At 52.7% G+C, this 24,555-nt stretch carries 22 protein-coding genes; 8 read left to right on the top strand and 14 right to left on the bottom strand.

From position 1 onward, the window contains the following. Positions 1-240 (bottom strand): hypothetical protein (locus tag BLW59_RS07460; protein WP_139283589.1); only part of this gene is annotated, 240 nt, incomplete at its 3' end. A gap of 186 nt (positions 241-426) precedes the next feature. On the opposite strand from BLW59_RS07460, the gene BLW59_RS07455 reads away from it, so the two are divergent. The 4 genes from BLW59_RS07455 to BLW59_RS07445 all read left to right on the top strand — a co-directional run bounded on the left by BLW59_RS07455 (position 427) and on the right by BLW59_RS07445 (position 3,326). Beyond that, positions 427-1,653, top strand: a complete 1,227-nt coding sequence (locus BLW59_RS07455) for an RsiV family protein (protein ID WP_074697282.1) — start codon at positions 427-429, stop codon at positions 1,651-1,653. A gap of 221 nt (positions 1,654-1,874) precedes the next feature. Next, positions 1,875-2,177, top strand: a complete 303-nt coding sequence (locus tag BLW59_RS17340) for a helix-turn-helix domain-containing protein (protein WP_175463380.1) — start codon at positions 1,875-1,877, stop codon at positions 2,175-2,177. Then, the gene (locus tag BLW59_RS18310) at positions 2,143-2,439 is read left to right on the top strand and encodes a helix-turn-helix domain-containing protein (protein WP_081348440.1); all 297 of its coding nucleotides are present in this window, start codon (positions 2,143-2,145) and stop codon (positions 2,437-2,439) included. Before BLW59_RS17340 ends, BLW59_RS18310 begins: the two co-directional genes overlap by 35 nt. A 17-nt stretch (positions 2,440-2,456) precedes the next feature. Next, entirely contained in the window at positions 2,457-3,326 is an 870-nt protein-coding gene (locus tag BLW59_RS07445) for an IS3 family transposase (RefSeq protein ID WP_074697281.1), read from the top strand. 130 nt (positions 3,327-3,456) lie between these two features. Here BLW59_RS07445 and BLW59_RS07440 read toward each other — a convergent pair whose 3' ends face one another. The 3 genes from BLW59_RS07440 to BLW59_RS07430 all read right to left on the bottom strand — a co-directional run bounded on the left by BLW59_RS07440 (position 3,457) and on the right by BLW59_RS07430 (position 9,039). Next, positions 3,457-5,340 carry a glutamine synthetase gene (locus BLW59_RS07440; RefSeq protein ID WP_074697280.1) on the bottom strand — a complete coding sequence of 628 codons (1,884 nt, stop codon included), beginning with the start codon at positions 5,338-5,340 and terminating at the stop codon, positions 3,457-3,459. Between the two features lie 589 nt (positions 5,341-5,929). Further along, on the bottom strand, positions 5,930-6,607 hold the full coding sequence (locus BLW59_RS07435) for a transaldolase family protein (RefSeq protein WP_074697279.1): 678 nt from the start codon (positions 6,605-6,607) through the stop codon (positions 5,930-5,932). Between the two features lie 17 nt (positions 6,608-6,624). After that, positions 6,625-9,039 carry a glycyl radical protein gene (locus BLW59_RS07430; protein WP_074697278.1) on the bottom strand — a complete coding sequence of 805 codons (2,415 nt, stop codon included), beginning with the start codon at positions 9,037-9,039 and terminating at the stop codon, positions 6,625-6,627. Positions 9,040-9,229: 190 nt separating this feature from the next. On the opposite strand from BLW59_RS07430, the gene BLW59_RS07425 reads away from it, so the two are divergent. Continuing rightward, positions 9,230-10,021: a glycyl-radical enzyme activating protein gene (locus tag BLW59_RS07425; protein ID WP_217634610.1), complete on the top strand. Its 792-nt coding sequence runs from the start codon at positions 9,230-9,232 to the stop codon at positions 10,019-10,021. Here BLW59_RS07425 and BLW59_RS07420 read toward each other — a convergent pair. Beyond that, entirely contained in the window at positions 10,018-10,761 is a 744-nt protein-coding gene (locus tag BLW59_RS07420; RefSeq protein ID WP_074697276.1) for a DeoR/GlpR family DNA-binding transcription regulator, read from the bottom strand. The two genes, BLW59_RS07425 and BLW59_RS07420, sit on opposite strands and share 4 nt — an antisense overlap. 218 nt (positions 10,762-10,979) lie before the next feature. Here BLW59_RS07420 and BLW59_RS07415 point away from each other — a divergent pair, with 218 nt between their 5' ends. Continuing rightward, positions 10,980-11,585 carry an NADAR family protein gene (locus BLW59_RS07415; RefSeq protein WP_175463379.1) on the top strand — a complete coding sequence of 202 codons (606 nt, stop codon included), beginning with the start codon at positions 10,980-10,982 and terminating at the stop codon, positions 11,583-11,585. 183 nt (positions 11,586-11,768) lie between these two features. Here the strand turns inward: BLW59_RS07415 and BLW59_RS07410 are convergent, their stop codons facing one another. Beyond that, positions 11,769-12,917 carry an aldo/keto reductase gene (locus tag BLW59_RS07410; protein WP_074697275.1) on the bottom strand — a complete coding sequence of 383 codons (1,149 nt, stop codon included), beginning with the start codon at positions 12,915-12,917 and terminating at the stop codon, positions 11,769-11,771. A 120-nt stretch (positions 12,918-13,037) separates the two neighbouring features. Then, positions 13,038-13,445, bottom strand: coding sequence for a very short patch repair endonuclease (locus tag BLW59_RS07405; RefSeq protein WP_074697274.1), 408 nt, complete (start codon positions 13,443-13,445; stop codon positions 13,038-13,040). Positions 13,446-13,606: 161 nt separating this feature from the next. On the opposite strand from BLW59_RS07405, the gene dcm reads away from it, so the two are divergent. Further along, a complete protein-coding gene (gene dcm / locus BLW59_RS07400) occupies positions 13,607-14,830 on the top strand; it encodes a DNA (cytosine-5-)-methyltransferase (protein WP_074697273.1) in 1,224 nt (407 codons plus the stop codon). A 49-nt stretch (positions 14,831-14,879) separates the two neighbouring features. Here dcm and BLW59_RS07395 read toward each other — a convergent pair whose 3' ends face one another. From BLW59_RS07395 to serA, 4 genes are all read right to left on the bottom strand, one after another. Beyond that, positions 14,880-16,346: a Sau3AI family type II restriction endonuclease gene (locus BLW59_RS07395; protein ID WP_074697272.1), complete on the bottom strand. Its 1,467-nt coding sequence runs from the start codon at positions 16,344-16,346 to the stop codon at positions 14,880-14,882. Positions 16,347-16,385: 39 nt separating this feature from the next. Continuing rightward, the gene (locus BLW59_RS07390; RefSeq protein WP_074697271.1) at positions 16,386-17,660 is read right to left on the bottom strand and encodes a hypothetical protein; all 1,275 of its coding nucleotides are present in this window, start codon (positions 17,658-17,660) and stop codon (positions 16,386-16,388) included. 87 nt (positions 17,661-17,747) lie between these two features. Further along, positions 17,748-18,254, bottom strand: coding sequence for a hypothetical protein (locus BLW59_RS07385; RefSeq protein ID WP_074697270.1), 507 nt, complete (start codon positions 18,252-18,254; stop codon positions 17,748-17,750). Between the two features lie 200 nt (positions 18,255-18,454). Then, entirely contained in the window at positions 18,455-20,038 is a 1,584-nt protein-coding gene (gene serA / locus BLW59_RS07380) for a phosphoglycerate dehydrogenase (RefSeq protein WP_074697290.1), read from the bottom strand. A gap of 243 nt (positions 20,039-20,281) precedes the next feature. Here serA and serC point away from each other — a divergent pair, with 243 nt between their 5' ends. Then, positions 20,282-21,373: a 3-phosphoserine/phosphohydroxythreonine transaminase gene (gene serC / locus BLW59_RS07375; protein WP_074697269.1), complete on the top strand. Its 1,092-nt coding sequence runs from the start codon at positions 20,282-20,284 to the stop codon at positions 21,371-21,373. A gap of 62 nt (positions 21,374-21,435) precedes the next feature. Here serC and codY read toward each other — a convergent pair whose 3' ends face one another. From codY to hslV, 3 genes are all read right to left on the bottom strand, one after another. Next, the gene (gene codY / locus BLW59_RS07370) at positions 21,436-22,218 is read right to left on the bottom strand and encodes a GTP-sensing pleiotropic transcriptional regulator CodY (protein WP_029544320.1); all 783 of its coding nucleotides are present in this window, start codon (positions 22,216-22,218) and stop codon (positions 21,436-21,438) included. A gap of 383 nt (positions 22,219-22,601) precedes the next feature. Continuing rightward, positions 22,602-23,993 (bottom strand): ATP-dependent protease ATPase subunit HslU, encoded by a 1,392-nt coding sequence (gene hslU / locus BLW59_RS07365; RefSeq protein ID WP_139283591.1) that lies wholly within the window; start codon positions 23,991-23,993, stop codon positions 22,602-22,604. Positions 23,994-24,010: 17 nt separating this feature from the next. After that, positions 24,011-24,547 carry an ATP-dependent protease subunit HslV gene (gene hslV, locus BLW59_RS07360; protein WP_029544324.1) on the bottom strand — a complete coding sequence of 179 codons (537 nt, stop codon included), beginning with the start codon at positions 24,545-24,547 and terminating at the stop codon, positions 24,011-24,013. Between the last annotated feature and the right edge of the window lie 8 nt (positions 24,548-24,555).

Genomic DNA, 24,555 nt, shown 5'->3' with positions numbered 1-24,555 from the left:
TTGAGCCAGATGGAAAGCAAGTAGGAACGCAGCATAGAGGAAGGCAGCCATGCAGGACGACCTTCCTCTGAGTAAAAAGGGGCGCATGATCTCGTCAACCGGTGAAAGGTCAAGAGCCATGAGCTTGACTGCCAGTTTGCGCTTCTTATTGTCGAAGCGCTTGAGGCGACTGTTGTGAATGCGTTGGGAGAGGAGCTGCTTGTAGGCAGCGTGGGAGCCAATATCAGGCAATCTCAGCATGATGTTCACCTTCTTTCAAGTACTATTGTACATGTGAACCATCAAACTGAGATGGGTGATACTCATTCGCAGCAGTATTTTGCCATAAAATGTGGGGGCACATTGAATAATGTGCCATGACTCAAGTCAGACAAATAGAGGGCTTTGAGTTTTCTAATTTACATCATTGTATAAGGAGGGATAAACGTGAAAAAAATAATGCTGGTAGTTGCCAGCCTCCTTTGGGCAATCTGCTTCACATTGGCTTATATCGCCAATGCTGACGCCGCTCCCAGGGCCATAAACGGTTTCTTCAAGCAGGTCCATCATCATAACGACATGGACAGAGACGGAAGGGGAGAATACGAACTCTTCCGCATGAGCTTTGCGGGGCTTGGCGTGAACAAGGAAATTCGCGCAGCCTACCCACTGCTCACCCAGACCATCGAGAGGATGAACAAGAAGGAATGGCAGTGCGCCCAGGAAAACCGTACCCGCATGAAGGGAGAAGCAGCCGCCTTCCGCCAGGAAAATCCCAATTACTATCACCCCTTTGCGTATAATACTGACGTACTCATGCGCCGGGCCGATACCATGGCAGTGAGCTTCCTGCAATACAATTACACCGGAGGCAGCGGCATCCATGGCATTTACGCCTGGCATGGGGTGAACCTCAATACCGTCACCGGCACGGAGCTGCCTCTGGAAGCAGTCATCACAGATCAGGGCGCCCTTGCTGAAGCCATCTGTGAGCGTCTCCGCCAGGACTATCCCCAGAGCCCCTTTGACAAGCTGGAAGAAACCATAGCCCAACGCGCCGCAGAGGGTACCCTGAACTGGACACTTGACCCTCAGGGAATCACCTTCTACTTCAATCCCTACGAAATCGCTTCCTATGCTGAGGGGCTGCTGACCGCCACCATCCTGTTCAAGGAAAAACCGTCACTCTTCCAGAGCACCTATTGCGAAACTCCCACCGCCTATGCCCAGCCCTTCATCGGCTACTATCCCGTTGTTACTTCCCTGAAGGACAACGGCCAGCGGGATGTCATCAGCCTCCGCTTCACCGATGAGGCTGTATATGTAAAGGTAAATGACGTTGAAGAAGCAATTCCTGTCCCCCTCAAGGATCTGGAGCCTGTGCTCATCCACATGGAAGACGGCAGGAACTACCTCTACATAGATGGCCTGCAGCCTGGCACCAGCGTCAGGAAGACCCTGGCCGTACAGATTGGCAGCCATTCCGTCCGCTATATTGATACCCTGCCCTACTCCTTCCGCCACACCATCGCCGTGTCCCCTGCCGTACAGGAATACTGGAACTTCCTCACCAACCCCAACGGCTTCTACTTCGACCAGAGTTCCGGCTTCACCAGAGACTCCAAGACAGATATCTGCTCGGTGAACGAAAAAGGTACCCTGGCCTACGGCTGATACTGACAACCAAACACAAAAAAACGCTGCAGAACCTTCAGTGATATGTTCCCCCTATAAGAGACAGTGAAAAATAAAACTGTCATCATAGGGGGAGTTTTTCATGCCACACAAACAGAAAGCAACACCAGAGGAAAAGGTTAGAGTTATTCGTGAGTTCTCTCGCAGAGTCAGGCATCCAGAACTATATGGGGGATAGATCAACATTTAGGGGATGGATAATGCAATACCAATCAGAAGGCGATGGTACATTTATTCCCTTTGAACGTAATCGTGTTTATAAGACAGAACTCAAGATTCAAGCTGTTCTTAGCTACTTGAATGGTGAAGGAAGCCTGTTGGATATTTGCAAAAAATATGGGATTCATTCAAAGCATCAGCTTCAGTCCTGGATAAAAGTGTATAATGCTCATGGAGACCTTAACTACAGAAAATATTCAGTAGGCGGAAGCTACATGAGCAAAGCACGCAGCCCCCCAGGAAGAACGACTGCAAGTAGCAAGGGCTGCCCTTGCCTCGGATAAGAACTACGGTGAGATAGCCAAGAAATACAACGTTAGCTACCAGCAGGCTAGGAACTGGACGCTACGTTACGAGAAAATGGGTGCGGCAGGTCTGGAAGACCGCCGGGGCAGGCGTAAAAAGGACCAGGCACCAAGGACAGAGTTGGAGAAGGCACAGATTGAGATTGAGCAGCTTAAGCATCTTCTTTACAGGGCAGAAATGGAGCGCGATGTGCTAAAAAAATTAGAAGAGATAGAGAGGAGGGATCGCTTGAACAAATAAGGCAGGCTGGTATCTACATGGCTGTACGGGAGTGCCGCCAGAAAAAAGGCTATCCCGTTGAGGAATTATGCAGGCTGCTTCATATAGCAAAGTCAGCCTATTACAAGTGGGAAGCTGGGAAGAAGGGCAGCAGGATTCGGGAAAACGAGGATATAGCTGAGAAAGTTGAGGAAATACATGCCAAGAGTCCGGACAAAGGCTACCGCCGCATAAACGACGATTTGCGCCACGACTACGGCATCCACGTGAACGACAAGCGAATCCTTAGGATATGCCGGGCCAAGCGCATCAAGTCCACCATCAAGTACCGTAGCCACAGTTGCACAAGGCGTGCCAGGAACCCTAAGCACATTGCTGAAAATCTGCTTGCCCGAAAGTTCCATGCAGAACGGCCCAACGAAAAATGGCTGACTGATGTGACGGAGTTTAAGTGGCATGATGGCCCTGCTGTACACAAGATATACCTGAGCGCGATTCTCGACATTTACGACAGGCGGATTGTTTCCTACGTCATAAGCGAGCGGAACGATAATCTGCTGGTATTCAAGACCTTTGACAAGGCGGCAAAGAAAAATCCGGGAGCTCATCCGCTATTTCACAGCGACAGGGGGTTCCAGTACACAAACAGGACCTTTCACCGCAATCTGGAAAAAGCAGGCATGAAGCAGAGCATGTCTCGAGTAGCTCACTGCATCGACAACGGGCCGATGGAAGGCTTCTGGGGCATACTGAAGCGGGAGCGCTACTATGGCAGGAAGTTCACCAACAAGCAGGAGCTGGTCCATATGATAGTGGTCTACATTCGCTACTACAATGCAAAGCGTGTCCAAAGAGGGCTGGGAACCCTTACGCCACTTGAGAAATACAGCATGTTCCTGGCAGCATAAAAAGACTGGCAGACGAATCTGCCAGCCAAAGAAATTTTATGATTTTTTACTGTCCACTTGACGGGGAGCGGTTCAGCGGAACCGGGGCGTTCTGTTCTTTTAATGGAAAAGATGATGTTGTATGGGAATCTTACAGCATGTTCTTGCTGTAGCTGTCATAGAGAGCCTTGAGCTCTTCCATCTTGTCGTACATCTCCACCTGCAGACCAGAAGCGGTGGCGTAGTCCTTCTCGTTCAGTGCATTGATCAACAGGGTGAAGAGAGACTTCTCATCAATGCTGTCCTTGGCCAGGTAGTTGCGCAGGATGGCAATCTTGTTCCAGTTGTAAGCATCCTGGTCGGTCACCCAGTCAGACTCAATCTCACGGGCCTTGCGCACGATATCGCGGTTCTCCGGGATGATGCGGGCCACCAGCTCAGTCTTCCAGCGGAGCAGGGCACCGGCACGGAAAGCGTTGATGATCTGGTCGCGCAGAGCGCCGCCAGCAGTGATGACAGCCTTCTTCTCGGGATAATTGTCGAAGTTCTGCATGTTCTCCCAGACAGTGGCAGGAGGTGCACCGAAGAGACGGTCGCGCTCCTCATCCGTGTAATCCTCGAACACATCCTCCTCGCTGCGGTAAGCGCGGTCCTTCTCCAGATAGAAGCCTTCCTCACCAGCATTCTTGGAGAGCTCCTTCAGGAGTTCCTCGGTGGTGTGCTTCACTGCCATCTGAATGCCGTCCAGGCAAGCGGAGTAGATGGCTGCCAGGACCAGATAGGTATTGGTGTAGGGGTTGCAGGCACGGAGCTCGAAGCGGGTGGCCATGGGGTTCTCCAGGTCACGGATCAGGCCAGCCAGAATGGTACGGTTGCGGGAAGGAACCTCCGGGGTGTGGCCCAGGGAGGTGACGATGCAGACCGGAGCCTCGAAGCCGGGCTTCAAACGGTTCAGGGAGTCATTGGTAGCGGAAACGAAGGGGTTGATGACCTCGTAGTTCTTCAGCATGCCCATGATAGCGCCATAGCCCACAGCGCTCATGAAGTCCTTCTTGGCCTCAGCAGGAGCAAAGAGGTTATGGAACTTGCCGTCCTTGGTGACAGCAGCCATGCCGATATGGGTATGCTCGCCGTTGCCGGCCAGACCGATCATGGGCTTAGCCTTGAAGCTGACTTCCAGGCCGTTGGCGCGGAAGATCTCCTTGACCACGGTGCGCACCAGGATCTCGTTATCTGCAGCCTGCAGGGCATTATCGAAGCGCCAGTCAACCTCAATCTGCTCGCAGACGTGGGCAATCTTGCCGCTCTCGTCAATCTGAGCCTTGAGGCCGCCCACTTCCTTATGGCCCATCTCTACATTCAGGCCGTAGCGGTCCAGTTCCAGCACGCAGCCCTCAAGAGCCGTGCGCACAGCACCGTGGGTGCGCTCCCAGTACTGCTCCTGCATGACCTGGGAAGCTTCCATCTCTTCAATGGAGGCCTCATCCAGCGGAGTCTTGACCCAGAACTCCAGCTCCGTAGCGGAGGTGAAGGAGATATCCTCCACCTGGCTGCCGTCCAGATCCAGACCAGAAATCTGCGGATTGGCATGGAGCAGGTCCAGCATGTTCTTCTTCACATATTCAAGGGTATCTGCCAGCACGGCACGGGAGTCAACGCGCTTGCCCTCATGCACCAGGAAGGCAGGGATGCGCAGGGTGCCTACAGGCTTGCCCAGGGTCTCGTCATAATGCTCGTAGTTGTAATCCACGAACCAGTTCACCGTGGGGTCGATAGGCATATCAACCTTGGCGTTGTTCAGGGTGGCAATACCGGTGAGCACCACGGAAGAACCGTCGGTCTGCACAGCAGAACCTGCATAGAAATCATCTATATCCTTAACGAAGATGCGCATGGGAATCTTCTCATCGGTATCATTGCCGGCCATGTCGATGCCCACCAGGGAAACGAACTTGATTTCCGGATGCTCGCTTACATACTTGAGCACTTCTTCCTTGCTGGAATTAGCGGGAATTACATACAGAAGTTCATCCATCTTTTACCACCCTTTTTTTAATAAATATCAACTTCATGATACAGGCAAATGGGCACATAAAAAGCCATGCCAGAAGAAACCACCTCCGCGGGCGGGAAACTCTCCTTGCATGGCGCCTTTGCCATATATGACTTTCTACGGGAATTATAGTAACACAGTTACAATGCTTTGTAAAGACATTCCTCCATGTATACAAAAATAGACACCGGCAATACACAGAAAGCTCAAGGTATGGCCTCAGTGACTCCTCCCTCAGTACCAGGAGCGTCGTCTATAGTAGTGATGGACGCCGTGCCGCCTGAACCAGCAGGCCGCAGTCGCCTATGAACCGTCCGGCATAAGTCCATCAGGACCATAGCGCGTAGCGCTCAATGAATCCCCTCATCGTCCCTTAGGAGGAGACGCTTACAGCTCATACCCGCAGGGTACGTTCCCTGCTACGGATCCGCTTCTGTTATCTATAGGACTATTGTACTACACCTTTGAGAGAAAGTCAATTATTTTCTGATAAATGTAAACGGTCTTTTTATAAAACTTTAGGAAATAAACTTACCACAACCTACCATCTCATCTGCATGACCAAAAGAGTTCAGCAATCTTTCATGGTCTTGCCGGCTCCTACCAGTCCCTCAAAGTCTGCAATGAAATCGTCTATGGCGGAGGTGATGGCCTTGTTCTTCACCAGGGCGAAGATCACATCCGGGGACACGGTGGAAGCCCCTACCCCATACTCGCAGAGCTCCAGGAGCTGCTGGGAGTTCTTGAAGCTGGCAGCCAGCACCTCGGTCTGGAGGCCGTTGTTGCGGAAGATGTCGTGGATATCCTTGGCCACCTTCACGCCATTGTAGCCCATGTTGTCAATGCGGTTGATATATGGTGCGGCATAGTCAGCCCCGGCTTTGGCCGCCAGGAAGGCCTGCATGGGGGTGTAAATGGCGGTAGCAGTGAGTTTCACGCCTTCATGGTGCAGGGCCATCATGGCCTTGAAACCTTCGGGGACAGAGGGAATCTTCACAAAGGTATTCTTTCCCAGTTCCTGGATGATACGGTGGGCATCCTCCACCATGCCTTCTGCCTCCCGGGCCGTCACCTGCACATGGAGTTCTGCCTTGGCGCCGATGAACTCGCGGATTTCCTTCAGCACCTCATAGGGCTGCCGCCCGCTTTTGGCCAGGATGGTGGGATTGGTAGTGACACCATCTACTGGATAGTATTCGTAGATCTTCCTGATCTGGTCAATATGGGCATCGTCGATGATAAGCTTCATGGTCTCATCCTCCTAAGTCAAATACTCTGTTCCGTCCTGCCGATAATATCGTCCTGGGTAGCCTTGGAAAGCACGTTGAAGAAAGCGCTGTAGCCCGCCACCCGCACGATGAGGTCCTTGTGCTTCTCAGGATGCTTCTGGGCATCTATCAGGGTCTCCCGGGAGACGATATTGTACTGCACATGATAGCCCTTGAGGGTGTCAAAGAAGGTGGCAATCAGCATCTCCAGCTTCTGCTTGTTCTCCTCTTTGGCAAACACCTGGGGCGTCATCTTCTGATTCAGCAGCACCCCACCGGTGATCTTCTCCGTGGGCAGCTTGGCCACAGACTTGAAGACAGCCGTGGGACCGTTCTTGTCGGCGCTGTGAGCCGGTGAGCACCCCTCTGCCAGCGGCTCATGAGCCCGCCTGCCGTCCGGGGTGGCCATGGTGCCCATGCCCTGCCCCACATTGGCAGAAATGGAAGAAGTGCCGCCGTAGCGGATGCCGCCAATGGGCCCGCGTCCGTGGCGGGTATTGGGGTATTTTTTGATCTCGTCCAGATAGGAGTCGTAAGCCTCCACAATCAGGCTGTCCACATAGTCATCGTCATTGCCGTACTTGGGAACGTCATTTATGAGCATCTCCTGAATCCTGCGGGACTTCTCAGACTGGAAGTCGTCCTCTATAGCCTCCCAAAGCTCGGCCGGGGTGACCTTCTTTTCCTCGAAGACCAGCTTCTTGATGGCCGCCAGGGAATCTGCCATATTGGCAATGCCCACCTGCAGACCGGAGATAAAGTCGTAGACCGCGCCACCTTCCTTGATGGTCTTGCCCCGGCCAATGCAGTCGTCCGTGAGGGCCGAGCAGAGAATATCCGGCACATCCCTTTCCGAAGCCTTGTCGATGGCATTTTCCACCATGACGCTGTAACGGGTCATCTCCCGCACCGTCTTGTCCCAGGCAGAGAGCAGTTCCTCATAGGACTTCATGTCCTTGAAATAGCCATAGCCCTTGGTAAAGCGCTTGCCGCTGGTCATGTCCACGCCATCGTTCATGGCGCAGAGCAACACTCTGGGGAAATTGATATAGCTCATGCCCGTGCAACGATAGCCCCACTTGCCGGGCACTGCCGTCTCCACACAGCCCACAGCGCTGTAGTTGTAGGCATCTTCCTCCTTCACCCCCCACTTGATGAAGGACGGTATGATGATTTCATCATTGTTCAGGGCCGGCATGCCGAAGCCCAGCTTCATGACCTCGATGCACTCGTCAAAGAAGGCCTTGTTCAGATGCTCGTGATAGCGCACTGTCAGGTTCGGCTGGGTCAGGCGGGTCTGGGCCACGGACTGCAGCACCAGGAAGGAAAGGTCGTTCACCGCATCTTTCTTGTCAGTGGTCTGACCGCCAATGGTGACATTCTGATACATGGGGCTGCCAGCAGAACTGAAGGTATGAGCCTGGGAGCGCACCTTGTTGATAGTCAGTGTCTTGATCCAAAGATTGGTCAGGAGTTCCAAGGCCTCTGCCTGGGTGATTTTCCCCTCTTCCATATCCTTTTTGTAATAGGGGAACATATACTGGTCAAAGCGCCCATAGGAAAGGGAGTGGCCATTGGATTCGATTTGCAGGATCAGCTGGATGAACCAGACTGCCTGCACTGCCTCCCGGAAGGAAGCAGCTGGTTCATAGGGGACCATGGCGCAGATACGGGAGATTTCCGCAAGCTCTGCCTTGCGTGCCCCCTCCTGCTCCTTGTCCGCCATTTCTGCCGCCAGGCGGGAATAACGCAGAGCGAAGTCTTTCACCGCCTCAATGACAATGAGCACTGACTTATAGAAAACGTACTTATCCACGCTGTCAGGGTCAGTGAGGTCCAGGGCAGCCTTCATTTCCCGGGTGCGCTGCTCATAGCCCCGCAAGCCCTCAGAAAGCAGCCGCCCATAGTTCACCACGATATGGGCATCCCCGGCATTGAGCTTCCCCTCCATGCCGAAGACACCGGTCTCCATGAAGACAGCCACCTCATCCGGCAGCAAAGCCTCTCCTCTGGCCCGCAGGTTGTTGTTTTCCCAGAAAGGCGCCAGAGAACGCAGCTGCTCCTTGGTTTCCTCGGTAATATGGAAAACATCCCCATCCCGCTGCTCGAACTTATCAAGCTCATCCATGACAAATTTCATGGTATACTCCGGGAAAATGGGAGCATTGCAGTTCTTGGTGGCCTGATTGCCCACGATGAGAGTCTTATCCTCGATATAGATGGACATATTCTCCAGTATTTTCTGCAGCATCAGCGCCCGCTTCATCACCTGGGGCTGGTTCTGGTTAGCCCTGTAAGCCTCCGTTGCCAGCAGGGCCCGCTCTGCATCTATATAAGGTTTCTCATCCAGCACTTCCTCCCGGAAGGCCTGCATGCGCTCCGTCAACGCGCCAAAGTGTTCCTTGTTTTCCATGGCACAGTCTCCTCTTTGATAACAAAGGTTTTACTTTCGTTTGTAACCTAATAATATATTAATACTAACCATATGTCAAGATTTTTATTCTATAAGAAGTCTTCATACTTTCATTTGAAAGTATTCTTTTTATATGCTATTATACAAAAGAAGACAGGAACGATACTCTCTCGAAAAAGGAATGATGATAATGGACGAAAAAGGCAAGTTTGGCACCATCTTCAATATACAGAAGTTCAGCCTCAACGACGGGCCAGGCATACGCACAGTGGTGTTCTTCAAGGGCTGCCCTTTGAGATGCACCTGGTGCGCCAACCCTGAGAGCCAGTCTGCCGACCTGCAGATTCCCTGGGACGAAAAGAAGGCTCCCCCTCATTTTCTGAAGCTCAAGGGGGAGCGCAAAAGTGTAGATGAAATTGTCCGCATCGTCATGCAGGATGAGCCCTTCTATCAGAAGAGCGGGGGCGGCGTCACCCTTTCCGGAGGCGAAGCCCTGCTGCAACCGGATTTTGCCATAGCCCTGCTGCAGGCCTGCAAAGAAAAAGGCCTCCATACTGCCATGGAGACCACAGGCTTTGCCGCCCCAGCCGTCTTTCAGCAGGTCATCGGCTATCTGGACCTGTTGCTCTTTGACATCAAGCACTGGGACGAAGAAAAACACAGGGAATATACAGGCGTATCCAATCTTCCTATTTTGGCCAATATGAAATACGCCATCCAGCAAGGCAAGGAAGTCCTGCCCCGCCTGCCGGTGATTCCCGGCGTGAATGCAGACCTGGAGGATGCCAAAAATTTTGTCCTCCGCCTGCAGGAAGCAGGAGCAAACAAAGTCCAGCTCCTGCCCTTCCACCAGTTCGGTGAGAACAAATACCGCATGCTGGGCAGGAACTACGCCTTCGAAAACGTCAAGGCCCTGTACCCGGAGGACCTGGAGGAATACAGGCAGGTGTTCCTGGCAGCAGGAATAGAAGCCTTCTTCTAAGCCGTATGCACGTCTACGCCCTTTTCCCGCAAGACCTCCAGATAAACCTGATCGATATTTTCATCCGTGTATACAGCAGAAATCTCTCCATAGGAAAAGAGGGACACCACCCCGGTCCTAGAAAACTTCGCAGACTCAGTCAGGATATTCACTTCCTTGGCATTATCCGCCATGGCCCGCACCGCTTCAGTGCGCATAAGGTCACCGGACATGGCTCCTCGCTCATTGAAGCCGTCCGTGCCAACAAAAAGCTTGTCCACATAAAAGGACTCGGCGCATTTCCGGACCAGCGGCCCCACCATCACCTGGGCCTCCTTCTGGAACTCCCCGCCCATCAGGATGATGCGTGCCCCTTGCTTGTCCCTGACAAAGTTGGCAATAAAGACCGAATTCGTGATAATGGTGATGTCTCTCCTGACAGTTGCCAGTTCCTCTGCCAACAAAGCACAGGAAGACCCCGACTCTATCATCACTGTTTCCCCATCAACCACAGACGCCGCCGCACACTTGGCGATACGACGCTTGACCTCGTAGCCTATGGCCATGCGCTTGCTTACATCGTCGATCTCCACCATGGTGGCAAAGCCATGTTCCCTCTTCAGAAGCCCCTTATCCTCCAAAACAGACAGGTCTTTCCTGATAGTGACCTCCGACACGCCAACAGCTGCCGCCAGCTCAGTCACAGCACTGCGCTTTTCCTTGTTGACAATATTCAGGATTTTTATTTGACGCTCATTCATAGCCAAAGCCCCCTTTATGTTAAGTATAGCATAAAGGGAGCTTTTACAAAAGCATTATGTTTTCGTATGAAAGTATTTATCGTTTATTTTATCCTCTTATTTTGGGGAGAATAATGCGCTATATCATCTTTAGCATAGAGCAGGAAATCGGCTGGGGCGGAGCGAAATAAGAGGAAGTGGAGTATATGCTGTCGAGCTTTACGAGGAGGGTGATTTGTATGGCTGTGGAAATCAAAGGCCTGGAGGATATGGAAGTGCTTACGCATAAAGGGTACAGCATCCCGCGCTGGGATTTCGTGGAACCTGTACACGGTGAGGGCGAGAAATTCGTGATGTTCTGGCGCAGCCGCCCCCATTCGGATGGCAAGCTGGCCGAGGAATGCCTTTCGCCCTGGTTCGCGCGCAAATTCGAGGCTGACGGCGTGACATATTCCTTAGTGGAACAGTATATTGTCGCCCAAAAGGCAATGCTCTTCGGCGATCGCGTCAATCTCAGGAAGATCAGGGTCAATACCGATCCCAAGGACCTCAGGATCATCAGTATGCGCATCCAGGGAGTGGACAATGCAGTCTGGCAGGAATTCAGCCACAGCATATCCTGCACAGGCAATTTCCTGAAGTTCAGCCAGCACCCGGACATGAAGGCATATCTCTTGAGCACGGGGGACGCTACCCTGGCTGAAGCCAGTCCCTATGACAGGACAGGTGGCATTGGCCTGGACAGGCTTGACGAAGACGCCACCCACCCGGAGCGCTGGCTGGGCAGGAATCTCTTTGGCTATGCCCTGATGCAGGTCAGGGAGAAGCTGCGCAGCCTGGAATAAGGAACTGTGCATCAATAATCGCAATCGCTTCATTCTGCTTGTCTGCAGGTTGTTAAAGAAAGTTTCTTAGAAGAATAACGGAATAACAAAAGGGGCTGTTGCACAAACCATGCGACAACCCCTTTTATTTTTGTATCCTGCTTTGTTCCCTTAGTATCCCAGCCCCTCAGCAGCTCTCATTGATTAGTATCCAAACACGCTCTTAGCCTTCTCCATATTCTCCCGAACCTTCACACCGAAGGGGCATCTGGTTTCGCAGATGCCGCATTTTATGCACTCTCCCGCATGGTGCTCAAGAGCCCTGTAATGCTCCCGCACTGTCTCCGGAATCTCTCCCTGGGCTACAGTGAGGTTCAAGAACTTCGTGACATATGCCACATCTATCTTCTGAGGGCAGGGAGCACAGTGGCTGCAATACATGCAATGCCCTGTCCAGCTGATCTTCGGGAAGGAGGCAAATGCCTCGGCATAATCTTTTTCTTCCTCTGAGGCCTCCTCATAGGCCAGGCTCGTCTTCAGCTGCTCTATGGAATGGGCACCTGCCAGCACCACTGCTACCCCGGGACGTGTCAAGGCATAGTGTATGCACTGATTCACGGTAAGCGCAGCACCGGCGGGAGACAGCTTGGCATCCAGCAGATCTCCGCCACCAAAGCATTTCATGACCGTGATGCCTACTCCCAGCCTCTGGCATGTTTCATAGAGCCTCTGCCGCTCCGGATCCATGTTTGTCAGGGTGCCGCTGTAGTTCTTGGCCGCCCACAGTTCCTCTACATCCTCATTGGCTGGCTGAAGGTCATAGCAGGGATTGACACTGAACATCAAAACTTCAATGGCGCCACTTTCCACAGCCTTGAGAGCCACTTGAGGATTATGGCTGGAAAGTCCTATATGACGTATCTTTCCTTCCTTTTTCAGCTGACGTGCATAGTCCAGCACGCCGCCACTTACTATCTCATCCCAGTCAGACAAGGCATCGCAATAGTGTATCATGCCCACATCAATGTAATCCGTCTGCAAAAGCTCCAGCATTTCTGCAAAGCCAGCCTTCACTTCAGAGATTTTGCGGGTGCGCTTGTACTGACCATCCTGCCAGACAGAGCAAATATGGGACTGCACGATGAACTTTTCCCTGCGCCCTTTCATGGCCTCCCCTACAGCCCTTCTGATAGCAGGATTGCTGGTATATAGGTCAAAGTAGTTGACCCCGCGCTCCTCCGCCAAATCAAACAGCTTCCTGGTCATTGCACAATTGCTTTCTCCGAACCCTTCACAGCCCATGCCAATCTCGCTGACCATAATTCCGGTATTTCCAAGTGCTCTATATTTCACAGCAAACACTCCCCTATGAAGCACACATCTACTATTGCAATTCTACAACCTGGAGTACGCTTAAAGTCAAGCTTATTTAAAACATAAATTCCGCACGATTCCTTAAAGCTCACCAGCCGCTCAAATATAGCCCGCTATCTGCTCCAGGCACCGACTCAGATTACGCCTGATTTCGCTCTCCCAGAATCTCAGCACCAGCCAGCCTTCTTCGGTCAGGGCATCGTTCACCTCTTTGTCCCGCTCCACATTCCTGCCCAGATGCTTCTGCCAGTATTCCTTGTTGCTTCGCACCTGCTCACCGGGATTGTCCTGATGGCCCTTGGCGTGCCAGAAGTCGCCGTCCACGAAGATGGCTATTTTCTGCCTGGTCAGGGCTATGTCGGGAGTGCCGGGTAGTTTCCTGTAGTTCTTCCTGTAGCGTATGCCCTTATGCCAAAGGGCCTTGCGGAGCATGACTTCCGGCTTCGTGTCCCTGCCCTTTATCCTCGACATGGTGTAACTACGCTGCTCTTCTTTCGTCCTTGCCATCTGCATCCTCCGCCAGCAAGATATCTTCTTCTCTGATTCTATTCCTTCATCACGGAAAAGACAAGATTACTGGTGCAAATATCCTTACATAGACCTTGATCTTATTGACATCAGATGGTAAGATATTATATGCGATACATAGACAAGGAAGAGGATCATACATGAGCTTAGATAAGACGATATGCGAACTGTTCGCCGGGGTCGGCGGTTTCCGGGTGGGCCTTGAGCGCGCAGATGCGGGCTGGCAGACGGTCTGGGCTAACCAATGGGAGCCAAGCCGCAAGCGGCAGGACGCTTTTGAATGCTATTGCAGCCACTTCGGGGGGCATAAGGATATATATGTCAATGAGGACATCGGAAAGATTGACAAGGGCACCATCCCTGACCACAATCTGCTGGTGGGAGGCTTTCCCTGCCAGGACTATTCTGTGGCAGCCACCGGTGCCAAGGGCATCGAGGGCAAGAAGGGTGTCCTTTGGTGGCAGATCTATGATGTGCTGGAGCAGAAGCACCCGCCCTTCGTGCTGCTGGAGAATGTGGATCGCCTGCTGAAATCCCCTGCCTCCCAGCGGGGCAGGGATTTCGCCATCATCCTGGCTTCCTTCTGGAAGTTCGGCTATAGCGTTGAGTGGCGTGTCATCAACGCGGCAGACTATGGCTTCGTGCAACGCCGCCGCCGCACTTTCATCTTCGCCTACCGCAATGATACGGACTTCGACCGGTCACAGGCAGGTAAAAGCCCCCTTGACATCATCAATCGGGATGGGTTCTTTGCCAGCACTTTCCCTGCTGAAGCACACGACAGCGTTGATGAGGGCAGGCTTCCTTCCCAGGACTTGCTGGAAATCTCCGAAAGGTTCTCTTTCCCCTTCGAGACTTCTGGCTTCATGACTGAAGGCCACCTTGCCACGGCCAAGGCTGTGCCGGTCTACCACGGTCCCCGCAAGGTGCTCCGTGACATCATGGACCATGATGTAGACGAGAAGTATTTCCTTGGGGAGAACCTTGCCCAATGGGAATATCTCAAGGGAGCGAAGCATGAGGAGCGCACGGCGAAGAACGGGCACAAGTATTTTTACTCGGAAGGGCCGATTGCTTTCCCCGATTCCATCGACAAGCCTGCCCGCACCATGCTGACCAGCGAATCTTCCGTCAACCGCAGCACCCATGTGGTGGCTGACCTTGATACTGGCAAGTATCGGCTCCTGACTCCTGATGAGGCCGATCAGATACAGGGCTTCCCCAAGGGCTGGACGGACACCGGCATGAGCGAGCGTTTCCGCTATTTCTGCATGGGCAACGCCCTGGTCACCGATGTGGTCTGGAAGATGGGGCTGACGCTCAACAAGATTTTTGCAGGGCAGCCCATAACTGAAGATAACTGATGAAAAATGCTGATGCACAAGACCTTTCGGTCTCAGGCATCAGCATTTCTTATTTCTTGAACCTGTCATCAAGCTGGCTATAGATGTAGCTGTTATTGAGCCAAAAGCAGTGCTTCGGGTAGGTGGTGATATCATCCCAGCCATAGCTGCCCTTGCAAGTTATGTTCAGCTTGGTGCCCTCCGGCAGAGGATAGCGGTCATCACGTGTCTGGGCGTGGGGCCGCACATGGGAGATTGGGTGCTGGCTCTGCTTGGGGAAGTTGTTGCGAATCTTGCCATTGGCTTCTATGACCAGCTGGATCCTGCCCTCTTTCACTATGTCGTGCATTTCCTGCCACACGCTCCGCACATCACCCTCGATGTCTCCAAGGGGCATATTCCAGAACTGGCCTCCGACCAGGTGCAGCACGCCTCCCTCATCTGCCTTGAAGACCACAAAGAAGAATCTTGTCTCCTGCAGGTAACTGCCGAAGGTGCTGGTCTCCCAGGTCTCTTCGGCCAGTTCCCGGTATTTGAAGGCAGGGAAGGACATATTCTCCTTGATCTTGCCATTCGCGCCGATGCGTATGGACTTCACAACAATGCCCGCCTTCTCAAACTCTTCCGCATGATTTCCTTTTATGCCCAGGATACGGAAGGCTATCATGGCCTGGAGGGACTTGGCGTTCTTCTCAAGGCCGAACTTCCGGCAAAGTTCTTCGACCGTCTCGCCCTTGTGGGCATCTATCCTGCCCACCACATAGGTCTCGAAGTCCGTCAAAGGCTGGCCCGCCTTGAGGATTGGCTCATAAGTTGCCTTACCTGGCATGATGTAGTTGTTCAGCACATAGGTCATGTACTGGCTTTTCAAGGAAAACGCCCGGGGTTTAGCCAGTTCCTGGCTGAAAGGCTGCCTCCGGCGGTCTTTGGAGGTGCTGGCTTTCGTGCAGGCTCCAAGGTACAGGGTGTCTCCCTCTGATAGCTCATGGGCCTTGCCAGCGCGTATCTTGGCCATGATCTTCCCATAATCTTCCCGGATTATTTCAAGGTCTGCTGCAGGCGGCGTGAACAGCTGCACGAAGTCTATGGTGCTCTGCAGGTCGCTTTGCCCGCTTATGTGGAGATACCAAACCAAAAGCATCAGCTGGGCCTTCGACCAGACATGGCTGTGCTCGAAGTCCCGCTCCTTGATAATCTCCATGTAGTTTATCATAGTGAGCACAAGGCGCTCCTTGGCGGCATAGCCTTTCTTCGTCTGCTTGTAGGGCGTGACCTTCAGCTCCACGCCAGCCTCGGCAAAGTCAGCTCCCGAATCACTGTTGGCCTTGTATCCGAAAAAGCATTCTTCCACCAGATTCCCCATGCCGCCCTTGTATTTCTTGTCCGCATGCTTCACAGCATACTCGGCTGGGGATTCTTTCAGGATTCCCTGCTCTATGGCTGAATCATATATGTCCTGAAAAGTCCGGCCTATCATCTTCTGCCCGTACTTCTCAATGCTCTTGGGGTCTTTCCTGTCATATAGCCCCATTTCCATTGAACCTCCCCCTACCAGAGTAATTGATACCATTGCAAATCAGGAAATAAGGCCGCTCTTCCACGCCCTACTCCACCTAAGATAAAACAGCAAAAACGGGTCGAGTATATAAAGTTCCCCCTCCTTCCAATCCAAAGTGTCCGCATTGGGCATGGCTTCTTTGACAATCTTTTCCACATTCTTGGCCGTCTTGCTCAAATTCAAGGGAGCAGGCATTGCTTCATTTTCCGCTATAACCTTCTTGATCCGCCTTTGAATCTCCTCCAGGGAAAATTTCAGCATAGGCGGGTCATCGCTTATGCCCAGCAGGAAGATGTCGTAGATATCTCCTTCCCTGCCATCTTTGGTCTTATACATCCTGCGGCGGCTCCGTCCTTTGCTGGGGCCTTCCAGAATCTGTGCCACTACATCCTGATAATGCTTGTATTCCGTTACTGTATCATGAAAAGCTGCCCTGACATCCTCTAGAGTTATTGCCCGCTCCTGCCCTCTCATGGCAAAAGCCAGATTGAAGCAATTCTCCTGCATCAGCTGAGGCGACAGGGCACTTTCACTGGCAAGCATGTCAAGCGCTTCATCGCCTATTTCCATTCCCAAAAGAGCAAAGCCCTTTCTGCCGATCTGCTCAAGGTCGCTCTTTGACCATGGCGCCAGTTCTATGAAAGACACTCTGCCAATCAAATCCGGATTCAGACGAATAGCCTCGTCTGCACGATGCGGCAGGGACAAAAGGACCGCCCGCAGGCCATGGAATATCTGGGCTTTCAGCACCCTTGCAAGATAAAACTGAGTTTCCTTGTCGATGTAATGGAAATCATCTATAACCAGCGTAATGCCGCTTTTTATGAGGGCATTCATAATAAGCGCATTGCTGCGCCTCAACTTTTTCACCGTGTTCTGCCCACTGGTCTGGGTGCTGTCCTGTCCGGTGGCAATACTTGTGGATAAAAGATTAAACAAGGCGGCTTTGGCCGAAGTGGCAAACTTCGTTCCTTCCAACTCCTGCTGTGACAGGCTTACCTGTATTTCCTCAGGTATTTCCAAAGCCTCTGCAATATATTGCCAGAAGTCCTCAGGCTTATTTACCTCCGAACCGTTGATAACTACGCACTGTCCTGCTCCCACTACTTTATTGCAAAGGACACTCTTGCCTGTCTTGGTGCCGCCAGTAATGGAAATCAGATTGCCTTTCTTCATCAAGGCTTTCTCAAGCCGCGCCTCATAAGTGACACCATTCTCTTCTGAGGAACGGTTGATATATGTATGGTCCGGCATGGAACCAGGTGCAAATACATCTGCCAACTGTATTTTCATGAAAAATGCCCTCCTTTTCGTAGCTCTTATTGTTATAGTATAACATTTAAGATGTTTTGCTACAAACTTGAGGGCATTTATGAACTTTTAAAAGTAAAATCCTCCGCTGTTGCTTCCCTGCATGCTTTGCATAACTGTGCTGTTCATCATGGACAGCATGACAGCGCTCTGCAGGGCGGTGTTCAGGGATTTGTGCAATTCCACGGCAGACTTGGCATCTATATTGCCGTTAGCCAGGTCTGCAAAGTTCATGCGCTGGAGGTCGGAAATGTGGAAAACCAGGCTGTTGATGGCTTGCTGGTTCTGATTCTGCTGCTCCCGCAGGGCGTATTTGTAGGCCAGGTTCTGGTATTTGTGGCTGCCGGTCCAAAAGCTGTCCATGGCCTGTATCTTGTACTGGGCGATGTCCAGTTCCTTCATCTTGGCATCCCAGTCCTCCTGCTCTTTCTGTATCCTGGTAAAGATGCTCTGGTAATCATCTTCATCATCTGTCTGCTTCGTTGCATTTCGTGCGCTTGTGGCTGACGACACGGCATTATTGGCCAGATTCTGGAGTTGCTGGAGGTATTTCAGGGTTTCAGCGCTGCTTATCATAAAGGGTGCCTCCTCTCAATGCTATCTATATACTTGTTATCGTCAGAAAGCTGCTCGCACTTAAACAGGCCCGCCAAATTCGGCGGGCCTGGAATGTTGCAATATAATTAGCTAAGTTAGGGATATTGGCATCGTTGCCATTTCCCCCTTCCACCACCTTCGGTGGTCCCCCTCCCCCGCAAGCGGTGGAGGCTAAAACCTTACACAGCGTAGAAGTTGACCAGCTTGGCATCGAAGATGCCATCCACGGCCTTGACCTTTTCAAGGGTAGCAGCAGGCAGGTCGTTGTCGATGGTGAGCACCATAAGGTTGGTTCCTTCCTTATCCGTCTTGCCCACCTGCATGGCAGAGATATTGATGCCATCCCCACCCATGATGGAACCCACCTTGCCGATGATGCCGGGGCGGTTGATGTGGGGGCAGATCAGGATGCGGGCATGGGGCGCCACATCTACGCGGAAGTCGCCTATGGAAACAATGCGTCCTTCCTGACCGAAGAGAGTACCCTGAACAGAAAGCACCTTGTCCCCTGCTTTGGCTTTCACCGTAATGAGGTTGGCAAAGTCCACAGGCTCCTTGTCCTTGATTTCCGTCACCTTCACGCCGCGCTCCTTAGCCAGACTGGGTGCGTTGACATAGTTGACCTCGCTTTCCATGATGGGGTTCAGCATACCCTTCATCACAGCAGTAGTGAGGAGCTTGGTATTGACCTCGGTGATCTCGCCGTTGTATGTGACCTCCACGCTCTTGATGGGAGCTTCGGCCAGGGGGCACAGGGTGCCGCCCAGGCGCTCTGCCAGCGTGAGGTAAGGTTCTATGACCTTCATAGCCTGGGGGGATACAGGAGCCATATTCACGGCAGTAGCCACCGGCTCGCCGTGGAGAGCTGCCCAGATGCCCTCGGCCACATCCACGGACACGCCAATCTGTGCCTCCACGGTGGAAGCACCAAGATGGGGGGTCAGCACGATGCCCGGCACGCCAATGAGAGGATGGTCAGCGGGGATGGGCTCGCTGGTGAAAACGTCGATGGCAGCCCCTGCCACGAGGCCTTCCTTCACAGCTTTGGCCAGAGCCTCTTCATCGATGATGCCGCCCCGGGCGCAGTTCACCAGGCGCACCCCCGGCTTCATCTTCTTCATTTCCTCATAGCCGATCATGCCCTTGGTATCCGGGGTCAGGGGCATGTGCACGGTGATGAAGTCAGCTTCTTTTATGACCTCTTCCAAAGTGCCCACCTTGACGTCCAGTGCCTTGGCACGCTCCTCGGTAACATAGGGGTCATAGGCAATGATATCCATATCGAAGGCCTGCGCCCTCTTGGCCACGCCGCTGCCGATGCGGCCCAGGCCCACCACGCCCAAGGTCTTGCCTCTGAGCTCTACGCCCACATATTTCTTGCGATTCCACTCGCCCTTCTGCATGGTCTCGTTGGCCACGGGAATATTGCGGGACATGGAGAGCATCATGGCCATAGTATGCTCCGTAGCGGCAATGGTGTTGCCACCCGGGGAATTGATGACGATGATGCCCTTGGCAGTAGCCGCAGGGATATCAATGTTATCCACGCCAACGCCTGCACGGCCGATGATCTTCAGCTTCTCTGCCTTCTCAATGACCTCTGCCGTAACCTTGGAAGCAGAGCGCACCATCAGGGCGTCAAATTCAGGGATAATTTCCAAGAGTTCCTCTGCGGAAATCTTGTCCTTCACCACTACCTCGAACTCCTTCTGCAGGAGCTCAATGCCCTTTGGGGAAATGCCATCAGCTGCCAAAACCTTCATACCCATCTCTCCGACTCTCCTTTTTATAGATTATACAATATTCTTTTTCAGACTAACAATACTATAAGCCATCCTCTTTCGAACGTCAAGTGTTCTCTTGAGAAAAACAAAGTTTATTTTCATCCTTGCTTTTAGTCAAAATTACAGTTACAATATTAAAAACGGCGCTGTTTACACTAAATAAAACAGTGTCGGCAAAAGCAAGAAGTCCCATGAATCTCTTTGTTTTAGGAGGTATTATCATTGGAAGCAGATCGTATCTATAATTTCAATCCGGGGCCGGCTGTGCTGCCCCTGGAAGTACTGAAGGAAGCCCAGGGCGAATTCCTGAATTTCAACCACAGCGGCATGAGCATCCTGGAAATCAGCCACCGCGCCAAGCAGTTTGACGAAGTACTGGAGAAAGCCAAGGCAGATGTGAAAGAGCTGATGGGCCTGGGCGATGATTACGAAGTCCTCTTCATCCAGGGCGGCGCCAGCCTGCAGTTTGACATGATTCCCATGAATTTTGCCACCAAAGAACACAAGGGATCTTATGTGCTGTCCGGCAGCTTTGCCAGCAAGGCATATAAGGAAGCCGAAATCCTTGGCGTAGGCGAAGTAGCTGCTTCAAGCAAGGACGTGGATTTCCGCCACATCCCCACCCAGGATGAGCTGAAGATAAACCCTGAGGCTGCCTACGTGCACCTCTGCTACAATAATACTATCTACGGCACTGAGTACCATTACATCCCTGAGACCAATGGCGTGCCCCTCTTTGCAGACATGTCCTCTGACATGCTCTCCCGTCCCCTGGACTTTTCCAAGTTCTCCTTTATCTACGCCGGTGTCCAGAAGAACCTCGGCCCGGCCGGCACCGTGCTGGTAGTAGCAAAGAAGTCCCTGCTGGAAAAGAGCCCGGAAACTTTGCCCACCATGCTGCGCTATGACACTTTCTATAAAAAGAACTCCCTCTACAACACCCCCCCTGCCTTCTGCATCTACATGGTAGGCAAGGTGGCAGCCTGGATCAAGGCCCAGGGCGGTCTCTCCGTCATGGCAGAGCGCAATGCCAAGAAGGCAGCCCTGCTCTATGAGGCCATCGACAGCTCCGAAGGCTTCTACAAGGGACATGCAGACAAGGACAGCCGTTCCTTCATGAATGTCACCTTCCGCCTGCCCAGCGAGGAGCTGGAGAAGGAATTCGTAGCCGAAGCCGGAAAGGTTGGCCTGGGCGGCGTCAAGGGCCACCGCAGCGTAGGCGGCATGAGGGCTTCCATCTACAACGCCATGCCCTATGAGGGCGTAGCCAAGCTGGCAGAGTTCATGGAGAGCTTCCGCAAGGCTCACAAGTAAAAAAAGCAATGCAAAAGGCATCTGCAACCATCATGAGATGGTCAGCAGATGCCTTTTTATCATTACTGTTCGTTCTTCAGTTTCTGGACTTCATCCAGCAGGTACTCATTGAGAACCTTGATGTAGGTGCCCTTCATGCCCAGGGACTTGGACTCGATGACACCGGCGGACTCGAACTTGCGCAGGGCATTGACGATGACGGAACGGGTGATCTTCACCTCGTCTGCAATCTTGGAAGCCACCAGCAGGCCTTCGGTGCTGTCCAGGGCAGACAGGATGGCGATGGCTGCCTTGCGCTCGGAGAAGGACAGGGTGTTCAGGGCAATCTGCACCGTAGCCTTCTTGCGTGCCTCAATCTCAATCTTCTGGGCGTGGTCGCGGAGCATCTCCATGCCCACCACGGTTGCGCCATACTCGCAGAGCAGGAGGTCATCATCGGTGAACTCTTCATCGTATTTGGCGATGATAAGGGTGCCAATGCGCTCTCCTACGCCATAAATGGGGACAACTGTGGTATTCTTGCCATTGAACAGGCAGCGGCTGTTCTCAGAATATGCGCACATGCCAGTCTTGGAGCGCAAGTTGGCATTGGTCTCGTCCATGCGCATGAGCCAGTTCACATAGTGCTTGGGGAACTCGCCCTGGTTGATGACCTTGTCCACCATCAGGTCGCATTCGAAATCGTCCACAAAGGCATAACCAAAGATCTTGCCCTTCTTATTGGTGATATAGACATTCGCATTGAGTACGTTGCTAAGGACACGGGAGATGCCATCGTACTCCACGTTCTCGGAACGCTGCAGCAGACGGTTGATCTTCCTTGTTTTTTCCAGCAATGATGACATGTAAGCCTCTCCCTTTCTGACTTTTGAAACTTTAAAACACAATAGCTGTATTTTCGCACTTTTTACATACCATTGTTATTTTATCATATTTTTCACAATTATCATAGATGGCAAGGAAATTTTTTTAATTAAATTTTCTGCTTTTACTCACTTTCAAAGACAGAAAAGGAAAGACGGCAGCCAAAGAAGCTGCCGCCTGCCATAAACTTTCTGAAATAGTTACTTCGGAACTGTTCATAAATAAATTTTCGATTTTACTTGTCTAAATCTCCATAGGCATCGTTGTCGTCAGTCGACATAGCACCCGCTATGCCTCCTTCCTCCGCCTTGTCTATGAAGATTTATCCTGCGTCCTATCTTAAAATTTATTTATTGCCAGTTCCTTACAGTATGAACTGGGAAAGGTCCCTGTTCACCACAATATCTGATAACTTCTCATCCACATAGGATGCGTCAATGGTCACATGCTTCTCGGTAAGGTCGGGAGCGTCAAAGCTCACCTGCTCCAGGAGCTTCTCCAGAAGAGTGTGGAGACGGCGGGCACCGATGTCCTCAGCCTGCTCGTTCACATCGCAGGCCAGCTCAGCCACCCGGCTGATGGCATCAGGCCGGAACTCAATGGTCACACCTTCGGTAGCCAGCAGTGCCTCATACTGCTTCAGCAGGGCATTCTGAGGCTCGGTGAGGATTTTCTCAAAGTCTTCCTTGCGCAGGGACTTCAGCTCCACGCGGATGGGGAAACGGCCCTGCAGCTCGGGAATCAGGTCGGAGGGCTTGGCCGTGTGGAAAGCACCGGCAGCGATGAAGAGGATGTGGTCAGTCTTCACGGGGCCGTACTTGGTCATGACCGTGGAACCTTCCACGATGGGCAGGATATCACGCTGCACGCCCTCCCGGGACACATCAGCGCCGCCGGAGGTGCCGTTCTTCACTGCCACCTTGTCAATCTCGTCCAGGAACACGATGCCGGTATATTCGGCTACCTTCACGGCCTCTTCTGCCACAGCTTCCATATCGATGAGCTTGGCGGCCTCTTCCTGGGCGAAGATCTTGCGGGCCTGGGCCACGGTGACCTTGCGCTTCTTGCGGTTCTTGGGCATCAGGCTGCCGATCATATCCTGCAGGTTGTCACCCATGCCCTCCAGGCTGGAGCCTGCGAACATGCCCACCATGGGCTTGGAGGACTCTTCCACATCGATCTCGATGGTTTCCTCCTCCAGCTCGCCCTTGTCCAGGCGCTTCTTCACCCATTCACGCCCGGCAGGATATTTGGGTTCTGCGGGCTTCTCCTCTTCCTCCTCGGCAGCCCCGAAGAGCTTGCCCAGAGGGTTCTGGGATTTCTTGGGCTGGGGCACGAAGACATCCAGGATGCGCTCCTCTGCCAGTTCCCTGGCCTTGTCCTGCACGGCTTCCATGCGCTGCTGGCGCACCATGCGCACGGCAGTCTCTGCCAAATCACGGACAATGGACTCCACATCCCGGCCCACATAGCCCACCTCGGTGAACTTGGTGGCTTCTACCTTGATGAAGGGAGCCTTTACCAGCTTTGCCAGGCGGCGGGCAATCTCCGTCTTGCCCACACCGGTGGAGCCGATCATGAGGATGTTCTTGGGTATGATATCCTCCTTCATGGCTCCCGTCAGCTGGCGGGAACGCCAGCGGTTGCGCAGGGCGATAGCCACGGAACGCTTGGCCTCCCCCTGCCCCACTACGTATTTATCCAGCTCCGCCACGATTTCCCGGGGAGTCTGCTCATTCACGCCAATTTCCTCTATCTTCTTCTCGATGTCGCTCATGCCAGTTCCTCCACCTTGATATTATGGTTCGTGTAGACGCAGATGTCTGCGGCAATGGAAAGAGCCTCTTTGGCCACCTCTTTGGCTTCCATATCCGTATGCTGCACCATGGCCCGGGCTGCTGCCAGGGCGTAGAAGCCGCCGGAACCGATAGCTGCTGCATCCCCGTCCGGCTCTATGACTTCGCCGTTGCCTGAGAGCATGAGGATTTTCTCCTTGTCAGCTACCAGCAGCAGGGCCTCCAGCTTCCTGAGCACCCTGTCCGTGCGCCAATCCTTGGCCAGCTCCACCGCAGCCCGCTGCAGGTTGCCATTGTAGCTTTCCAGCTTGCCCTCGAACTTCTCGAAGAGGGTGAAGGCATCTGCCACGGAACCGGCAAAACCTGCCAGCACCTTGCCATGATAGAGAGTACGCACTTTCCGTGCATTGGCCTTCATGATGGCGCTCTGTCCAAAGGTCACCTGGCCGTCACCAGCAATGGCAGTCTTGCCATTCTTGCGCACGGCACAGATAGTAGTAGCATGAAATTCCATTCTGCTTT

The organism is Selenomonas sp. KH1T6, assembly GCF_900108415.1.
GTDB classification, from domain to species: Bacteria; Bacillota; Negativicutes; order Selenomonadales; family Selenomonadaceae; genus Selenomonas_B; species Selenomonas_B ruminantium_A.
The sequence above is the reverse complement of the archived record's forward strand: the minus strand, read 5'-3'. Positions and strand labels throughout refer to the sequence as shown.